Genomic DNA, 18,242 nt, shown 5'->3' on the forward strand with positions numbered 1-18,242 from the left:
TTAAGGAAAATCTGGTGTTACTGTTCTTGTTTCAGAGGTTGAACTATCTTCTAAAACACCAAAATCAAAAACATCAACAGAAATCAATTCCAAATCAAAATCAGATATTGTAAGTGTAACCACATAGGTCTGGGTTATGGTATGTTGTCTATAAGCCGTCGCAACAGGAGCCCCTATATTTGCAACATCTTTATTTAAATAATCTGGACCAAACTCACTAACTGTAATGTCGTTTGCTGGGTTTTGGTCCTGACTATCATTTTCTTCATCTCTTGTATCAATACCATCACCATCATCATCAGTATCTAAATAATCTGGAGTACCATCTTCATCTGTATCTTGGGCATCACTTAAATCACCATCGCCATTCGGGTCTGGGTTTTCATTTCTAGTTAAAATATTATCACCATCATCATCAGCATCAATATAATCAGGTAAGCCATCACCATCTGTATCATCGTCTTCTAGGTCATCATTACCATTTCTATCTTCTAAATTGGCAGGAACATCATCATTATCATCTTCAGTTAAAACCGTTTTTAAATCTGCAGTACCGCTAGTACTTTCAATATCTTGTGTGATATTAACTTCGGAGTTTGGGATAGCGTTACAAAATAAATCACTTGGTAAAGTCGTATTGCTGTACGTGCGATAATTAAAAGGGTTTGAAGTACTTAAGGTATATGTTTTTTCAAAAACGCCTAAATCATCAACATCAAGTATGTCATTTAACGTAACATTATTTAATTTTAAAGATAATGATTCAGAGGGGTCGTTTTTAGTTTTATAAAAAACCAAATCAGTATCACCACAAACCTCAAAAGTGTCGTCAAAATCTAGTACAAAATCAATAATATCACCATCATCACAAGAATTTAAAGACAGGAAGCTTAAGGCTAAAAAAATAAAAAATAATTGACGCATTGTATTTGGGTTTTAGGCAAAAATAATGGAATTGATATTTATAACGTAGTAATACCAAATAAAGTTCAAAATAACTGACAAAATTCGTTTCTATTCCCTTATATTTCAATATAAAATAGAACCGTAACTATAGCTATGCTTATATTTTGTTTTTCATCTAAAGAAAATATAATTCAAATTTATAATCAATCATTTTAAAGTTTATTTGGTATGATTGATAATAATTTTATTTCGAGTATTTTTGAACTTTAAAGGCTGTTAATTATTAAATAGCACTCATCTTAAAAATTTATCACCAAATGAAATCAGTTTATTTTGATAATGCCGCTACTACGCCTATACGCGAAGAAGTGATTGATGTTGTTTGTGAAATTATGAAAAATAATTTTGGGAATCCTTCATCATCACATAGTTTTGGAAGATCTTCTAAGGTCTTGGTAGAAAAATCTAGAAAAACTATTGCGCGTTATTTAAATGTGTCTGCAAGTGAAATTATTTTCACTTCTGGAGGTACTGAAGCTGATAATTTAGTGTTACAAAGTGTAGTTAGAGATTTAGGTGTTAAAGAAATTATTACATCAAAAATTGAGCATCATGCTGTTTTGCATACTATAGATCAATTGGTAAAAGATTATGATATTAATGTAGAATACGTAAAGTTAGAAGATGATGGTAGTGTTAATCCTTTTCATTTAGAGAGTTTATTAGCTAATTCGACAAAAAAACAGTTGGTTACGCTAATGCATGTGAATAATGAAATAGGGAATATTCTTGATATAAAAGGAGTTGCTAGCTTATGTAAGACATACAACGCTTTGTTTCATACGGATGCTGTGCAGTCTGTTGGACATTACAAAATGGATTTGCAAGATATACAAGTTGATTTTTTAGCCGCATCTGCCCATAAATTTCATGGACCAAAAGGCGTAGGTTTTGCTTTTATTAGGAAAAACTCTGGACTAAAACCATTAATTATTGGAGGAGAGCAGGAGCGTGGTTTACGTGCAGGAACCGAATGCATTCATAACATTGTAGGTATGGAGGTTGCTTTAAAAAAGGCTTATGATAAATTAACTAAAGAATCTTTATACATAAAAGAATTGAAACAGTATTTTATTGATGGTATAAAAAAAGTTATTCCAGAAGTAAAGCTTAATGGTTGCTCTGAAAGTTTAGATACAAGTACTTATACGCTTGTTAATATTTGCTTGCCCATATCTCCAAAAAAAGCAGCAATGTTATTATTTCAACTAGATTTAAAAGGTATAGCGTGTTCTAAAGGGAGTGCGTGCCAAAGTGGAAGTTCTCAAAACTCACATGTGTTAACCGAAATTTTAAATGATAATGATTTACAAAAACCATCGATTAGGTTTTCATTTAGTGTATATAACACGAAGGAAGAGATTGATTATGTTATTGATGTTTTAAAAGAATTTATAACCTAAGTTTGTAGAATATGAGTTTCCCCTCCTTGGAGGGGATTAAGGGGTGGGTTGATAAAAAAAATCAATCTATTTGCTTATATCGAACTCTGTTTATTTGGAATAATTAAAACTTCATAGTCGTTCTAACATTAAAAACACGAGGTGTTAAAAAATCAGGAATAGCAATTTGTCTTTTACTACTAACATCCCTTACCCAAGTATTGGTAATAGAGTTTTGAATATCAAAAATATTGAATATTTCAAAACCAAATGAAAGGGCTTTAAAGGGTTTTTTCCAACCGGTATTGAATTGTTTTTTCGAATCTATTAAAACATATTGTAAACCTAAATCTGCACGTTTGTATGACGGTAGTCTGTTCTGAAATTCATAAGGGTCAGCGTAACTAGGTGAACCTCCTGGTAGTCCTGTATTAAAAACCAAGTTTAAGTACATTTTTAAATTTGGCATATTCGGTACATAGTCTTGAAATAACGCTGCGAATTTTAAACGCTGGTCTGTAGGGCGAGAAATATAACCTCTGTTATTAATATTTTCTTCGGTTTTTAAATACCCAAAACTAAACCAAGATTCTGTCCCTGGTACAAACTCACCATTTAAGCGCATGTCTAACCCATAAGCATAAGCTTTGGCACTATTATTAGCTCTATAACGAATACGAACATTCTCAAGTGTGTACGGGTTAACATCTGATAAGTTTTTATAATATACTTCAGAAGTTAGCTTAAAAGGTCTGTTCCACATTTTGAAACTATAATCGTTTCCTAAAACCAAGTGAAATGATTTTTGAGCTTTTACATCGGGTTGAATGACGCCATTGGCATCTCGAAGTTCTCTGTAAAAAGGCGGTTGATAATATAAACCTCCTGCAATTCTAAAAAGCATTTCTTTTTTCCAATAGGGTTTTATAGCAAACTGAGCACGCGGGCTAAATACCGTTTGATTGGATGATGAAATGCCATCACCACTAACAGACCAGCTATGAGCACGAACTCCTGCATTATACCAAACATCGCTAGTTCCTAAAGTGCTTCGCTTACTCCATTGTCCATAGGCCTGCAATCGGTTTATTTGTGTATTGTTAGTAGCTCTAACGTTTTGAAAAGGTTCTAAAGGACCAGAGAAAGATTCATAAGGTTGATTATTAGGAAATGTTCTTGGAGGTCTTACTGAAAAACCTGCCGAATCAATAACTTCCCATTCAATCACACGGTCTCTAATATCTTCATTTGTGTATTTTACAGACCACTCAAATCTATTGTCATTAACTTTAAAATCGCCTTTATGTTCTATATTGGTAATAAGTGCGTCCAAATCATTTCTTCCGTGGTTAAGTTGACTACCAATCCCTTGGCTAAATTCAACTTCGCCTAAATTTTCATCTCCAATATTGCTATTAACTTCACCTAATCGATACCGAGCTAAAATATCAAAGTACTCTTCTTCCGTGGTGTGATATGTTGAAGCAATTAAATGGAGCGTTAAATCATCATTTACAAAATAAGAGCCTTTAAATGCACCAAAAAGCGTTTGGTATCTGTCTTTTTCTTGCCCATCATAAAATACCAATAATGCCACAGGATCGCTTAATGTTCCAAAATTAGTTTGACGCGTTTGTGGCTCAAAATTGTATTTATTTATTGACGCACTTCCTAAAAAACTTAAATGAAATTTATTAGAAAACCTATAGGTAAAATACCCTTGGGCATCAGCAAATGTTGGTCTGAAGTTAGTTTCGGTTTCCTTAGCATTCACTAGAAGGCTATTATCACGATAACGAAGCCCAACAATACCGGAAAACTTAGAATCTTTACTTATGTTTTCAACAGAAAGACTTCCACCTAGTAAACTTAAATCAGCATTAACTTCAAATTGATAAGGATTTTTATAGGTAATATCTAAAACTGATGATAATTTATCGCCATATTTAGCTTGAAAACCACCAGCAGAAAAATCTACATTTTGCACCAAGTCCGTATTTACAAAACTTAAACCTTCTTGTTGACCTGAACGCACCAGAAACGGACGATACACTTCTATACCGTTTACATAAACTAAATTTTCATCATAATTTCCGCCACGAACAGAATATTGTGTGCTTAACTCATTATTATTACTAACTCCAGGCAAAGTTAAAAGTAAATTTTCAACACCAGCATTAGCTCCAGGTATTTTTCTAATAACATCTGGTTTTATGGTTACAATACCTTCAACTTCTTTTCGCCTATTACTATTAACAATAACCGTTGCTATTTGTTCAACAGAAGTACTCATTACTGGATTGAATTCAAACGCTTCCCCATTTTTTAAATTAAAAGTACTCACCACTTTTTTATGAGAAAGGTGGGTGAATTCTATAGTCATATCTTTGTTTGCAGGAATTGTAATGATATAAAATCCGTTTGCATTCGATTCTGTTCCGTTAGCTTCAGTTTTTATGCTTACTTTCTCAAGAGGTTGATTGTTTTCATCTAGAATAATCCCTTTAATAGTAGCATTTTGAGCAAAACTAAAAGTTAGTACTAAAAAAAATAAAATAGTGGTTAGTAGTTGTTTTTTATTCAAAAGTGTAAAAAGTTTATTTTCTATAAAATAACGTTTCAAAAGTAGAATTATTTCCAACATTATCGGTAACAATTACTTTTAAATTGTTTTTAGTATCTGTTATAACGCCATCATTAAAATCGTGAGTTAGTGTTTTTGTTTTGTAATCGTACTCCATTAAAATCCATTTTCCATTTATTGTAGCTCGGTAATTTGATATTCCTGAACCTTCATCATCAATTTTAACTTTTAAAAACCTGTACTTACTTAGCCATTGCTTGCTCTTAAAGTTTACAGCAGAAACAGTTGGTTTTAAACTATCCATAGCAAGTGCATAAGTGCCTAATTTTTTTGTGCTAGCTATTAATAAATGGTTTTTCCTTTTGGTGTATGTGTAAGACATGTAATCTTTATAACCAACTAATCTTGCAATGTAGAGTTTGTTTTTGTCTTCGTTTGAATATTTGCTTACGTCATAAGTTATGGTGAAATTCTTTTTAGCAGCCTTCACATCTTTATGAAGTTTGAGCGTGTCATTTTTCACTTCGAAATCTAAATAGAAATCATCGTAAAACGTGTCTTTGTAAAAATCAACAGAAACAACACCTTCTTTTAAATTTGTAGTTTGATTAGCTTTAATAAAATATGGCGTAACTTTTTCTTCCTTAGGTTTTACTATATTATTTTTCACTCCTTTTATGTGTATAGTAACCCAAGATTCATTGTTTTTATAATCAGCAACTCTTATTTTGTAGATAGAGTAGGTACTATCTTCAATTTTAATAACACCGTCATTTAGTGTAGATTTAAAAAGACTTAAAGGGTTGTTTTTTCTAAATAATTTTTGAATACGCTGTTTTTTTGTAGAAAAGTGTTCGTAATCAATGAGCTGATTAATGTGTTTTGTTTCATCAAACGAAAAGCGATTAAAATCAATTTCAAAATTTTTACTACCATTAATAATGGTTTGTATGTTATAAACACCGTTTGAGTTTGCTGCTAAATCTTGCCTGTCGTAGGTGTCAATGGCAAAACCTATGTTTCCTATGGCTTGAATACTTTCAACAGAATAATCGCCGTTTTTTAAAGGTGTTAATCTTAGTTTTTGTTTTGTGTTTGATGCGTTTATAAATGAATTTTGACCCAAAGGGTAAGCGTAAACAGATTTTATTACCGGATTGCTAGTGTCTTTTGTGTGAATCCCAAAAAGCATCGGGTTCATTGGGCGTTCTTGTTTGTCTCTAATTTCAAAATGCAAATGAGGGCCACCAGAACCACCTGAATTCCCACTGTAAGCTACAAGGGTGTCCTTTAGAATTGGTAAATCTTCCGCTTTAGGAAACAACTCAATTTCATAAGATTCTTTTTGATACTGACGTTCTTTTACATACGCTTCAATAACTGGCGAAAATTTTTGGAGATGCGCGTAAACTGTAGTATATCCGTTAGGGTGAGTTATATATAATGCTTTCCCATAACCGTAATGCGCTACTTTTATTCTACTTACAAAACCACGTGCTGAAGCTTTTACCTTTAAGCCTGTACGATGTTGGGTTTTTATGTCTAATCCTGAGTGAAAATGATTAGAGCGTAACTCAGCAAAAGTGCCTGATAATATCAAGGGTATGTCAAGAGGCTTACTAAAATAATCCTGTGGATAATTATTTTGAGCATCTAAAAAACAGGAAAAAACTAGAAAGAGGGACAGTATATATCGCATAAATGTGTTTTATACCAAATAAGCTTCAAAATAACTGATTGAATTCGGTTCTATTTCATTTAAAGAAAAGATAACTCCAATTTACTGTTAATCATTGTAAAATTCATTTGGTATTGTGGCTAAATTATTAATTTGCTATGAAAACACAAAGAATAAAACAAAAATCAAGCCATCTTAGTGAAACTCTATTTTGAAAAGCCCTAGGGCGAATTCAAAATAGTTAGTTGAACTCATCCCGAATTTATTTCGGGATCTTTAGTTTAATTACTGAGAGTTGGATGTCTAAAAATGCCTATTCAATGCTATTTGTTTAGTACATTTTTAATAAAATTCGGTCTATGGCAAAGTAACTTGATGTTTTGGTGTGACCTTTATTTTGGCGGATTTACCTGCGTTAGGGATTGAAGTGGATAGCCCACAGCGGAGGTACGGAGCGAGGACTTGTAACGGAAAGCCCGACCCCTTGTGGGTAACGCCCAAATAATTATATGTTGAACTTAATTTAATTAAAATTTTATGAGAAAACAATTGTAATTTATAGCTAGGTATGTTAACTTTGTGAGATAAGTATTGAATTTTGTAAATGAGTAATATTGAAGATATTGTAGATTCATTAGAAAACAAGATTAGTAAAGTATTACACAAACTAGAGCTTTTAAAACTTGCTAATTTGAAATTAAATGAAGAATTAGATGTTTCAAAGCAAGAAAATTTAACCCAGCAAAAGCGTATTGCAAGTTGGGAAGAAAAGTATGAAGCTCTTAAAATGGCAAATACAATACTTGGTAGTGACGATAATAAAAGAGAGACGAAGCTTAAAATAAACGCATTAATTAGAGATATTGATCATTGTATTGCTCAACTCGCTGATTAAAGCTAATTAAACTCAATGTCAGAAAAGCTTAAAATAAAGCTGTCTATAGCTAATCGAGTGTATCCTTTAACAATTGAGTCAAGTCAAGAAGAAGGATTGCGAAAAGCAGCTAAAAATATTGAGGCTATGATTAAACAGTTTGAGCAAAGTTATTCTGTTCGAGATAAGCAAGATGTACTGGCCATGTGCGCTTTACAATTTGCATCTCAGGTAGAACAGAAGTCTATTGATAAAGCAAATGTAAGTGAGCATGTAGAAGAAAAGCTAAATGCTTTAAACGAATTGTTGCATTCACATTTAGTCTCTTAACGTTCTTTAAAATAAATAAAAAGTTACTGCCTACATTGGTTATTTTTTTTGATAAACTCAACGTTAATTCTTTAAAAAGGGTGAGTTTAAGTTGTAAAAGCATGCTGCTAGTGCTGAATTTATTTTTAGTATCTCGAGCAGACCCTTGATCAGCTTGTTAGCCCTAAACTTGTTTTTAAGGAGTTTATACAAAACTTTATACTGGTGTAGGCTTTTTTATATACTAATTTGACTATCAAATAACATATTCAAACTAGTTTTTTATACACAAATCAACTAAATTAAAGATGGATAACTCAATTATATTTGCAGTAGGCGGTGTTGTATTAGGGCTAATAATAGGCTTTATAATATCAAAAACATTAGGAAAAAATAATGCTTCTAAGCTTGTAAAAGAAGCTCAAAAAGATGCCACTTTAATACTTAAAGAAGCAAAAATAGAAGGCGAGACTCTTAAAAAAGATAAGATGCTTCAAGCTAAAGAAAAGTTTATAGAGCTTAAGGCAGAGCATGAAAAAGTGATTTTATCTCGTGATAAAAAAATGGCCGAAGCTGAAAAACGCACCCGAGATAAAGAATCTCAAATTTCTAGTGAAGTATCTAAAGGTAAAAAACTTAACGAAAGTCTTGAGAGTAAAATTAAAAATTACGATCACAGACTTGACTTACTTGAAAAGAAACAAGAAGAGGTTGATAAGGTTCATAAAAGGCAAGTACAACAATTAGAAGTTATATCTAGTCTTTCTGCGGAAGAAGCTAAAGAACAATTGGTTGATTCTTTAAAAGGAGAAGCAAAGAATGATGCGATGGCATACATTCAAAGTGCTGCGGAAGAAGCCAAATTAACTGCTGAACAAGACGCTAAGAAAATAATTATAAATACTATTCAACGTATCGGTACAGAAGAAGCTGTAGATAATTGTGTGTCTGTGTTTAATATAGAATCTGATGATGTAAAAGGTCGTATTATTGGTCGTGAAGGACGAAACATTAGAGCAATAGAAGCTGCAACAGGTGTTGAGATTATTGTAGACGATACACCAGAAGCTATTATTTTATCTTGTTTTGATTCTGTACGAAGAGAAGTAGCACGTTTATCATTGCATAAATTGGTTACTGATGGTAGAATTCACCCGGCGCGTATTGAAGAGATCGTTAAGAAAACTCAAAAGCAAATTGAACAAGAAATAATTGAAGTTGGTAAGCGTACCGTTATAGATTTAGGAATTCATAATTTAAATCCTGAACTCATTAAAATGGTAGGTAGAATGAAATACCGTTCGTCTTACGGACAAAACTTATTGCAACACTCGCGTGAAGTAGCTAAACTTTGTGGTGTTATGGCAGCAGAATTAGGTTTAAACCCTAAGATTGCGAAACGTGCTGGTTTACTTCATGATATTGGAAAGGTGCCAGATGCTGAGGCAGATATGGAAACGCCACACGCTATTTTAGGGATGCAATGGGCAGAGAAGTACGGTGAAAATGCTGAGGTGTGTAATGCTATTGGAGCGCATCATGATGAAATAGAAATGAAAACGTTATTAGCACCAGTTATTCAAGTTTGTGATGCTATTTCTGGAGCGAGACCAGGCGCTAGACGTCAGGTTTTAGATAGTTATATTCAACGATTAAAAGATTTAGAAGATATTGCGTTCGGTTTTAACGGTGTTAAAAAAGCTTATGCTATTCAAGCAGGTAGAGAATTGAGAGTCATTGTTGAAAGTGAAAAAGTAGATGATCAAAAAGCAGCAGATTTATCATTCAGTATCTCACAAAAAGTACAAACAGATATGACGTATCCCGGACAGGTTAAAGTGACTGTTATTAGAGAAACTAGAGCGGTTAATATTGCTAAGTAGTGTCTGGACGGAAACACAGCAAAATTAAATTTGTTTCTTTTTGCGCCCTTTCAGTTTATTTTTAATCGCTTGATACTAAGGCATCAACTCATAAAAACTAAACAAAAATGACATCAAAAATAATTCAAATTATAAAAATCGTCTGTTTCCGTCCAGACACTAAGTAGAAAAGGTTTGTTTATAAACGTCCAACAGAATTGTATTAACGAAGAACGATTAACGATTTTTGATTGCTGAACACACTGCCGACTGAATACTGCATACTGCCGACTTATTTCCTAGGATGGTATTTCTCAACAACCTTGGTTAAATGACTTTTATCCAGATGCACGTAGATTTCGGTAGTTGTAATACTTTCATGTCCAAGCATGAGTTGAATAGAACGTAAATCAGCATTATTTTGTAATAAGTGTGTTGCAAATGAGTGTCTAAAAGTGTGAGGCGATATGTTTTTTTTAAGTCCTATTTTTTCGGCAAGTTGTTTTATAATAGTAAAAATCATGGCTCTAGTAAGTTGTTTTCCATTATGATTTAAGAATAATGTGTCTTCAAAACTAGGTTTTATTTTGATGCAATTCCGAACTTCATTTCTATAAATATTGATGTATACCTGTGTCATATCAACTATGGGTACAAAACGTTGTTTATCACCTTTTCCAGTTACTTTTATAAAACCTTCATCAAAAAACAAATCTGAGATTTTTAGATTGATGAGTTCGCTAACTCGTAACCCGCAGCCATATAGGGTTTCCAAAATTGCTTTATTGCGTTGTCCAATATTTACATTATTATATACTTGAGATAAATCGATAGCGTTTATCAGTCTATCAATTTCTTTCTCTGATAATGTGTCAGGAAGTTTTCTGCCTATTTTAGGAGATTCTATTAGTTCTAATGGGTTATCTTTTCTATAATCTTCAAATACTAAATAACTAAAAAAACTACGTAAACCAGATATCAATCTGGATTGAGATCTTGCGTTTACCTGTTTTGCAACGTCGTAAATAAATTGCTGCATAGCCTCAGAGTTTATATTTAAAGGAGAATGATTTATGTTGTTAGTTTCAATAAAACTTATGAGCTTTTTTACATCAAGCGCATAATTATCAATAGAATTTTTAGATAATCCTCGTTCTATCTTTAAATATAGTTGATAGTCTTTTAATGCGTTTTGCCATTTCATAGTTGTAAATTTAACTAAATTACAAGAATAAGAAGTGATTTGTATGCATGCAATTCTGTGTATATTATTTTAAAATTATGATTTTTAAAGGGAGAGTAGATTTGCTCTCCTTTTTTTATACATTTACGATATGAAAAAACTAATCATCATTAACGGACCGAACTTAAACCTATTAGGAAAAAGAGAACCTAATATTTACGGAAGTTTATCTTTTACAGACTTTTTGGAAGAAGTAAAAGAAAAATATCCTAAAGTCAATATAGATTATTTTCAATCGAATATAGAAGGTGAGTTGATTGACAAACTTCAAGAAGTAGGGTTTAGTTATGATGGTATCATTTTAAATGCTGCAGCTTACACGCATACTTCTGTAGGTATTGGTGATGCTATTAAAGCTATTGAAACACCTGTTGTAGAAGTTCATATTTCTAACACGTTTAATAGAGAAGAATTTAGGCATCAGTCTTTTATATCTCCAAACGCCAAAGGTGTTATTCTTGGTTTTGGTTTGCAGAGTTATGAGTTGGCTATTCAAAGTTTTTAATCCTCAACTAGCCTCCCCAAAGGGAGGAATACTCACTCAAATAATATGAAAAACAGTGTGTTTCTATTAGTATTTTTTATTTTCTGGTTGTCTTCTGAAGGGCAAACAAATAGTAATTTAGGTATAAAGGGTGGTTTGAATTTTACCTTTTTTAAGGTGAGTGAATCAAGTTTTGGTTTTAATCAAGATGCTGAGGTTGGATATTATGGAGGGCTCTTTGTAGATTTTGAAATTGATGAAGTCCTTTCAATCCAACCCGAAGTTTTATATATCGGTTTAAAAGATTTTCAATTTATAAATGCTCCTATTTATGTGAAATATGAAATGGCTAATAATTTAGATGTTATGATTGGACCAAGTATTAATTATTTTTTCGACTTTTTCACAAATAAGCTTAAAATACGTGCTGATCTAAGTACTGCATATAATATTACATCAGCCTTTGATGTTCATCTTAAATATACCATAGGTTTTCAAGAAATAACACCTAATGGATTATTTATGGGGCTAGGATATAAGTTCTGAAAAAAATGCGATTCAATTCCGATAGCTTTCGGATGAATCGCATTTTTTGTAAACTATTTTTTCCATCCGAGTAAAAGTCCCTCCCCTTTGGGGAGGTTAGGTGAGGCCGTAGGTTTTAGAAGGGGTTTCTTTTTACAAATGGATTACCTCATCATAAGCATCAGCTACAGCTTCCATAACCGCTTCACTCATAGTTGGGTGAGGGTGAATTGTTTTTAATACTTCGTGTCCTGTCGTTTCAAGTTTTCTACCCAAAACGGCTTCAGCAATCATATCTGTAACGCCAGCACCAACCATATGGCAACCTAACCATTCACCATATTTGGCATCAAAAATAACTTTTACAAAGCCATCTTTATTTCCACTAGCACTAGCTTTACCAGATGCTGAGAATGGAAATTTACCAACTTTAATATCTAAACCTTTATCTTTTGCTTGCTTTTCTGTTAAACCAACAGATGCAATTTCTGGAGAACAATATGTACAACCAGGAATATTTCCATAGTCAATAGGTTCAACATGAAGTCCTGCAAGTTTTTCAACACATAGAATCCCTTCCGCGGAAGCAACGTGTGCTAAAGCTTGCCCAGGTGTAACATCTCCTATAGCGCAATAACCAGGTATGTTGGTTTGGTAAAAATCATTTACAATAATTTTATCTCTATCAACTACAATACCTACATCTTCAAGTCCTATATTCTCAATATTAGATTTAATACCAACAGCGCTTAAAATAATATCGGCTTCAAGAACTTCTTCTCCTTTTTTAGTTTTTACTGTGGCCTTAACTCCCTTTCCAGAAGTGTCAACAGAGGTTACTTCAGCAGAAGTCATAATATTAATTCCAGTCTTTTTAAAAGAACGTTCTAATTGTTTTGATACATCTTCATCTTCAACAGGCACAATATTTGGTAAATATTCAACAATAGTAACTTCGGTTCCCATTGAATTATAGAAATAAGCAAACTCAACACCAATAGCGCCAGAACCAACCACAATCATTTTCTTAGGTTGTTTCTTTAAAGTCATGGCTTGTCTGTAGCCAATTACTTTTTCTCCATCTTGTGGTAAACTTGGTAACTCGCGAGTGCGCGCTCCTGTAGCAATAATAATATTGTCGGCACTATATTCAGTTCCATCAACATCGACCTTTTTTCCAGGTTTTATCTTTCCGTAACCATTAATTACGTCAATTTTATTCTTCTTCATTAAAAACTGAACCCCTTTGCTCATGCCATCTGCAACACCACGACTACGTTTTACAACAGCTTCAAAATCTTTGTCAAAATCTTTTACCGATAAGCCATAATCATCTGCATGTTTAAGATATTCAAATACTTGAGCAGATTTTAATAAGGCTTTAGTTGGAATACAACCCCAATTTAAGCATACGCCACCAAGACTTTCTTTTTCAACAATAGCGGTTTTAAAACCTAATTGTGATGCTCTAATAGCTGTTACATAACCACCAGGACCACTTCCAAGAACAATAATATCGTATTTACTCATTTGTTAAAGTTTAAGTTGCGAATTTACAAAATCGAATTTGAATAAAGAATTTAGAACTTATAAATTTGCGTCTTTATACTACCTTTGTTTCGCAAGTTTAGTGAAACTTTATTTTGAAAAGTCAAAAGGACGAATTCAAAATAGTTAGTTGAACAAATCCCGAATCTATTTCGGGATATTTGATTTAACCTCTAAACTGTTAAAAAAGTTTTCAAAAGACGAAGGCTGCTTAGGTTTAATAACTTTTATTTATGAATATACCTAGAATTAGTTTCCCCAGAATTGTAATTATTGGGGGTGGTTTTGCTGGAGTTGCCTTAGCAAAAAAATTATCGAACTGCGACGTACAAGTTGTACTTTTAGATAAGAATAATTATCACACATTTCAACCATTGTTATATCAAGTATCAACTGGTGGGTTAGAGCCAGATTCTATTGCATATCCGATAAGAAAAATTTTAAAAAACTTTCCTAATTTCTATTTTAGGTTAGCAGATGTTGAAGCCATAGATACAGATAAAAACAAGGTAAAAACAAATATTGGAAATTTAAAATTCGACTATTTAGTTGTAGCTTCAGGTTCTATAACAAACTTTTTTGGGAATACAGAAGTTGAAAAGCATAGTATGGCAATGAAAACCATACCACAGTCCTTAAACTTAAGAAGTTTAATTCTTGAAAATTTTGAGGAAGCTTTATTGACCTCAAATTTAAATGAACGAAATGCTTTAATGAATTTTGTTATTGTTGGAGGTGGGCCAACAGGCGTAGAGCTTGCTGGGGCTTTAGCAGAAATAAAAAAAGGAATTCTCCCTAAAGATTATCCAGATTTAGATACGCGTTTAGCCCAAATTCACATTGTACAATCTAATGAGTGTATATTAAAAGGAATGAGTGAAAAGGCTTCGGCAAAAGCAGAAGATTTCCTTGAAAAGCTAGGTGTAAACATTTGGAAAAACGTTCGAGTTACAAACTACGACGGAAAAACAGTAACCACCAACACCGATTTAACTTTTGAAACGGCAACCTTAGTATGGGCTGCAGGTGTGAAGGGCGCAACTATTAAAGGTTTAGACGCCGAAGAGTTCGTGACGCGTGGAAACAGAATATTAGTAAACGAATTCAACCAAGTAAAAGGCTTCAAACATATTTTTGCTATTGGTGATATTGCGTATATGGCTTCAGATGAATTCCCTAATGGCTTTCCAATGATGGCCCAACCTGCCATACAACAAGGTAATCAACTTGGAGATAATATTTTAAAACTCATCGAAGAAAAACAAATGAAACCATTTGTTTATAAAGACAAAGGCGCTATGGCTACCATAGGGAGAAACAAAGCGGTTGTAGATTTGAAAAATTATAAATTTCAAGGTGTTTTCGCATGGTATGTTTGGATGTTTGTGCATCTTTTTTTTCTAATAGGTTTTAGAAACAGAATGGTTGTTTTTGTAAATTGGGTATATAATTATGTGCGTTTTGATCGAGAAGCTCGATTAATAATTAGACCTTTTAAGAAAAGACTTAAAAGGTAATTAGTACAATAATTTATTGGTCATCAATAAAAAAAAACGGACAGTGATTTTCTGTTTTTCAGATATTTTAGTTAAATTCAAAGCTATTAACCAACTAAAATATTTTTAAAAATGAAAAAACATGTCATTATCGCCATGATGCTTTTCACATGCATCATGTTTTCCCAAACAAAAAAAAATGGAACCGTTTACAATGAGCATCCAGCTATTGTTGCAGTTGAAGCCATGATGCAAGCTTATTTTGCTGGAGATGCAGATAAAGTTGCCAGTTATTTAACCGATGATTTTAAATCTTATCAAGGCACCAGTATTAATAAGGATGCGAAAGGAAGGGACAAGGAGTGGTTTGTTGGTAGTGTTAAATGGGTTAAAGAAAATTGGTCTTATACTACTTATGCCAGAACTTCTGGTGCTTATCCTGATGCTATTGAGTATAAAGGTGATACGGGAGTGTGGGTACAAACATGGGATCACTTGAAAACTCTTGATAATAAAACAGGTGTTAAATTAGATATGCCAATACATCGTCTTTATCAAATGACAGATGATAATAAAATTAAAGTCATGATCACTTATGATAATGATTTACCATGGGCAGAAAGAAGAAGAAGTTTTGCGGCTAGAACAAATGGTACAATTTATAATAACCATGACAATATTAATACGGTTAGATTAATGATGGGAGCATTGGAAAATGGTGATGCTGATAAAGGGTTTAGCTATTTTACTGAAGATGCGACCTTTACTAATTTAGATATGGCCGATGGAGAAAGTGCTACTTTAGCTGAAGAAAAAGAAGGGTTTTTGGGAATGATTAAAAATTGGACTATTGAAAGTATTGATGTTAATGGATATCCGGACTATTTGGAATATGAGCTAGGAAATGCTAAAGTTGCACAGTCTTGGTGGACCGTTAGAATGACTAGAAAATCTGATGGTAAAAAAGTAAAATTACCATTAATGTTGACTCATAATTTTAATGATGACGGTAAAATAACTCATGAATCTGGGTATTATACATTACAAGTCTTGAAAGCAAAATAAATTTTAAGATTTATAAAACCAACCCTTCAAATTAAGTTTTGAAGGGTTTATGCTTTTAACAAATTTACAAATCGTCAGTAAAATGTCGGCGTCCTTTGTCTTTACTAAATTTATCTTGGTTGTATTTTGATGAATCCCCTTTAGGAATAGATAACGATTTCCAATTTTCGCCTTTTAAAAGTTTTCCTAGAAATACTATTTGCCCAATGTGGTAGGCGTAGTGTGCCAATTGTCTGTTAATAGCTTCGGTAACTGTGTGTCCGCCATTTCTAATATAAATAATGTTTTCTAAATCTTCAGGTTTCAAAGGTTTAATAGCTTTAAATAAGCAAAACCAACCACTTTCCCAAGCAGCAATAACGGCTTCTTTAGAATTGAAATTACTAATAAATTCGTCATCTCTAATTCGCCATTCCTTTTCGCCATCTTCAGTTAAAAAGTTTGTCCATCTACTTAGCATATTACCAGCTATATGTTTAACAATTATTGAAATACTGTTTGAATTCTCATCACTTTGCCAAAGCATCTCATCAAAACTGAGTTGGTCAAAAGTTTTATCGCCTAAGCTTTTGTAGAATTTAAATTGTTTGATGATGCTTGTTAAATAACTTTCCATGTAACAGTTGTAATTTTATTCGTTTGGAATAAATTTAAGAGAAACCCCATTTACACAATGACGCATACCAGTAGTGTTTTTTGGACCATCATTAAAAACATGTCCTAGGTGTCCTCCACAAGTGGCGCAATGCTCTTCTGTTCTAGTGTAACCTAAATCGTTATCTGTAGAAAAATCCACATTACCTGATATTTCTCTATCAAAACTTGGCCAACCTGTACCAGAATCAAATTTATATTCGCTTTTAAATAGAGGCGTGTCACAGCCTTTACAAACATAAATACCAGCTTTGTAGTTTTTATTAAACGGGCTTGTAAATGAGCGTTCGGTGCCAGCCTGTCTTAAAACATAAAACTCTTTAGCTGTTAACTGCGCTTTCCATTCAGCTTCAGTTTTTGAGACCTCATAGGTTTTAGTAGTCTCCTTTGATTTTTTTTGTGCTAAAGTATTGCAGTTAAAAAATAGTGTTAAGGCAAAAGCTATCAATATTTTATTCATAAGTATCCGTTTTTTTAATTTTTAAGTCGGTATGTTCCATAAAACATAACAATCATTATATTGTAAGACAAATAAAATACAGATTAAGTTCATTTTAATGTTTTTTATTTTAGATAATATGTGACAAATAAATACCTTTAGTGTCTAAGGATTAAAGGTACAGTTTTTGTATTTTTAAGAATTAGATAAAACCTTAGAAAGATGAAGATAAAAAAAACAATTTTTTTAATAGCCATTGTAGCTCTTGTTTTAGCATGTGCTACTAATCCTTTTACAGGAAAGAAAACCATGGCTTTAGTTCCAAATTCTCAATTATTCCCTACGGCATTTGCTCAATATAGTCAGTTCCTCAACGAAAATAAAATAATTACAGGAACTAAAGATTCTGAGATGATAACCAGAGTGGGGCAACGCATAGCAGTTGCTTCTGAAAGATGGTTAAATGCTAATGGGTATCAAGCTTATTTAAAAGATTACAAATGGGAGTATAACTTAGTTGATGATAAAACCGTTAATGCTTGGGCTATGCCAGGAGGTAAAATTGTGTTTTATACAGGTATTTTACCAATTGCTCAAAGTGAAGCGGGGGTAGCTGCTATTATGGGGCACGAGGTAGCTCATGCTTTAGCTAACCACGGCCAGCAACGTATGAGTGCGGGTATGTTACAGCAATTTGGGGCAGTAGCAGGTAATATTGCTATTAAAGATGAAAAATCAAGAAATGCTTTTAATCAGTATTACGGTATAGGATCTCAAGTTGGTATTATGCTACCTTTTAGTAGAGCTCATGAAACTGAATCTGATCAAATAGGAATTTATTTAATGGCAATAGCAGGTTATAATCCAGAAGAAGCAGCTGAATTATGGAAGCGTATGAATGCAAATAGCGGAGGGAAAGCGCCACCAGAATTTATGAGTACACATCCATCAAACGATACAAGAATTGCGAATCTTACAAAATGGGCACCAAAAGCCAAGGCAGAAGCTAAAAAGTTTGGAGTTACAACATTTAAGAATTAAAAACGGTACATAAATGAAAATATTGATTATTTTCGGAGCTGCTCATAAAAGGGCAGCTTTTTTATTAAAACATTAAATTACCTTTTCTTGTT

The 18,242-nt window shown here is 32.8% G+C and carries 16 protein-coding genes and 1 other RNA gene; 10 read left to right on the top strand and 7 right to left on the bottom strand.

Annotated features, from left to right (window positions below; all coding sequences use genetic code 11):
* The gene (locus tag AAC024_RS07850) at nt 1–924 is read right to left on the bottom strand and encodes a hypothetical protein (RefSeq protein WP_339894735.1); all 924 of its coding nucleotides are present in this window, start codon (nt 922–924) and stop codon (nt 1–3) included.
* A 299-nt stretch (nt 925–1,223) separates the two neighbouring features.
* Between AAC024_RS07850 and AAC024_RS07855 the strand changes: the two genes are divergently transcribed.
* Nucleotides 1,224–2,369: a cysteine desulfurase family protein gene (locus AAC024_RS07855; RefSeq protein WP_339894736.1), complete on the top strand. Its 1,146-nt coding sequence runs from the start codon at nt 1,224–1,226 to the stop codon at nt 2,367–2,369.
* Nucleotides 2,370–2,472: 103 nt separating this feature from the next.
* Here AAC024_RS07855 and AAC024_RS07860 read toward each other — a convergent pair whose 3' ends face one another.
* Nucleotides 2,473–4,992 carry a TonB-dependent receptor plug domain-containing protein gene (locus AAC024_RS07860; RefSeq protein ID WP_339894737.1) on the bottom strand — a complete coding sequence of 840 codons (2,520 nt, stop codon included), beginning with the start codon at nt 4,990–4,992 and terminating at the stop codon, nt 2,473–2,475.
* Nucleotides 4,946–6,631, bottom strand: a complete 1,686-nt coding sequence (locus tag AAC024_RS07865; protein ID WP_339894738.1) for a M23 family metallopeptidase — start codon at nt 6,629–6,631, stop codon at nt 4,946–4,948. The genes AAC024_RS07860 and AAC024_RS07865 overlap by 47 nt, the downstream gene beginning before the upstream one ends.
* A gap of 583 nt (nt 6,632–7,214) precedes the next feature.
* Between AAC024_RS07865 and AAC024_RS07870 the strand changes: the two genes are divergently transcribed.
* The 4 genes from AAC024_RS07870 to rny all read left to right on the top strand — a co-directional run bounded on the left by AAC024_RS07870 (nt 7,215) and on the right by rny (nt 9,676).
* Nucleotides 7,215–7,505, top strand: coding sequence for a hypothetical protein (locus AAC024_RS07870; RefSeq protein WP_339894739.1), 291 nt, complete (start codon nt 7,215–7,217; stop codon nt 7,503–7,505).
* A gap of 15 nt (nt 7,506–7,520) precedes the next feature.
* The gene (locus AAC024_RS07875) at nt 7,521–7,814 is read left to right on the top strand and encodes a cell division protein ZapA (RefSeq protein WP_295986895.1); all 294 of its coding nucleotides are present in this window, start codon (nt 7,521–7,523) and stop codon (nt 7,812–7,814) included.
* Nucleotides 7,815–7,869: 55 nt separating this feature from the next.
* A non-coding RNA gene (gene ssrS / locus AAC024_RS07880) (6S RNA) lies at nt 7,870–8,000 on the top strand.
* 101 nt (nt 8,001–8,101) lie between these two features.
* Nucleotides 8,102–9,676, top strand: a complete 1,575-nt coding sequence (gene rny / locus AAC024_RS07885; RefSeq protein ID WP_339894740.1) for a ribonuclease Y — start codon at nt 8,102–8,104, stop codon at nt 9,674–9,676.
* Nucleotides 9,677–9,947: 271 nt separating this feature from the next.
* Here the strand turns inward: rny and xerA are convergent, their stop codons facing one another.
* Nucleotides 9,948–10,859, bottom strand: coding sequence for a site-specific tyrosine recombinase/integron integrase (xerA, locus tag AAC024_RS07890; RefSeq protein ID WP_339894741.1), 912 nt, complete (start codon nt 10,857–10,859; stop codon nt 9,948–9,950).
* A gap of 130 nt (nt 10,860–10,989) precedes the next feature.
* Here xerA and aroQ point away from each other — a divergent pair, with 130 nt between their 5' ends.
* A complete protein-coding gene (gene aroQ, locus AAC024_RS07895) occupies nt 10,990–11,403 on the top strand; it encodes a type II 3-dehydroquinate dehydratase (protein ID WP_339894742.1) in 414 nt (137 codons plus the stop codon).
* Nucleotides 11,404–11,448: 45 nt separating this feature from the next.
* Nucleotides 11,449–11,928 carry a hypothetical protein gene (locus AAC024_RS07900; RefSeq protein WP_339894743.1) on the top strand — a complete coding sequence of 160 codons (480 nt, stop codon included), beginning with the start codon at nt 11,449–11,451 and terminating at the stop codon, nt 11,926–11,928.
* Nucleotides 11,929–12,060: 132 nt separating this feature from the next.
* Here AAC024_RS07900 and lpdA read toward each other — a convergent pair whose 3' ends face one another.
* Nucleotides 12,061–13,437, bottom strand: coding sequence for a dihydrolipoyl dehydrogenase (lpdA, locus tag AAC024_RS07905; RefSeq protein ID WP_339894744.1), 1,377 nt, complete (start codon nt 13,435–13,437; stop codon nt 12,061–12,063).
* Nucleotides 13,438–13,688: 251 nt separating this feature from the next.
* Here lpdA and AAC024_RS07910 point away from each other — a divergent pair, with 251 nt between their 5' ends.
* Together AAC024_RS07910 and AAC024_RS07915 are read left to right on the top strand one after the other, a co-directional pair.
* Nucleotides 13,689–14,972 carry an NAD(P)/FAD-dependent oxidoreductase gene (locus tag AAC024_RS07910; protein ID WP_339894745.1) on the top strand — a complete coding sequence of 428 codons (1,284 nt, stop codon included), beginning with the start codon at nt 13,689–13,691 and terminating at the stop codon, nt 14,970–14,972.
* Nucleotides 14,973–15,083: 111 nt separating this feature from the next.
* Nucleotides 15,084–16,016, top strand: a complete 933-nt coding sequence (locus AAC024_RS07915; protein WP_339894746.1) for a nuclear transport factor 2 family protein — start codon at nt 15,084–15,086, stop codon at nt 16,014–16,016.
* Between the two features lie 64 nt (nt 16,017–16,080).
* Here the strand turns inward: AAC024_RS07915 and AAC024_RS07920 are convergent, their stop codons facing one another.
* On the bottom strand, nt 16,081–16,632 hold the full coding sequence (locus AAC024_RS07920; protein WP_339894747.1) for a DUF1572 family protein: 552 nt from the start codon (nt 16,630–16,632) through the stop codon (nt 16,081–16,083).
* Nucleotides 16,633–16,647: 15 nt separating this feature from the next.
* Complete coding sequence (msrB, locus tag AAC024_RS07925; RefSeq protein WP_339894748.1) at nt 16,648–17,130, bottom strand: peptide-methionine (R)-S-oxide reductase MsrB; 483 nt, start codon at nt 17,128–17,130, stop codon at nt 16,648–16,650.
* Between the two features lie 201 nt (nt 17,131–17,331).
* On the opposite strand from msrB, the gene AAC024_RS07930 reads away from it, so the two are divergent.
* Nucleotides 17,332–18,150 carry a M48 family metallopeptidase gene (locus tag AAC024_RS07930; protein WP_339894749.1) on the top strand — a complete coding sequence of 273 codons (819 nt, stop codon included), beginning with the start codon at nt 17,332–17,334 and terminating at the stop codon, nt 18,148–18,150.
* Nucleotides 18,151–18,242: the final 92 nt, after the last annotated feature.

Source organism: uncultured Algibacter sp. (assembly GCF_963976535.1).
GTDB lineage: Bacteria > Bacteroidota > Bacteroidia > Flavobacteriales > Flavobacteriaceae > Algibacter_B.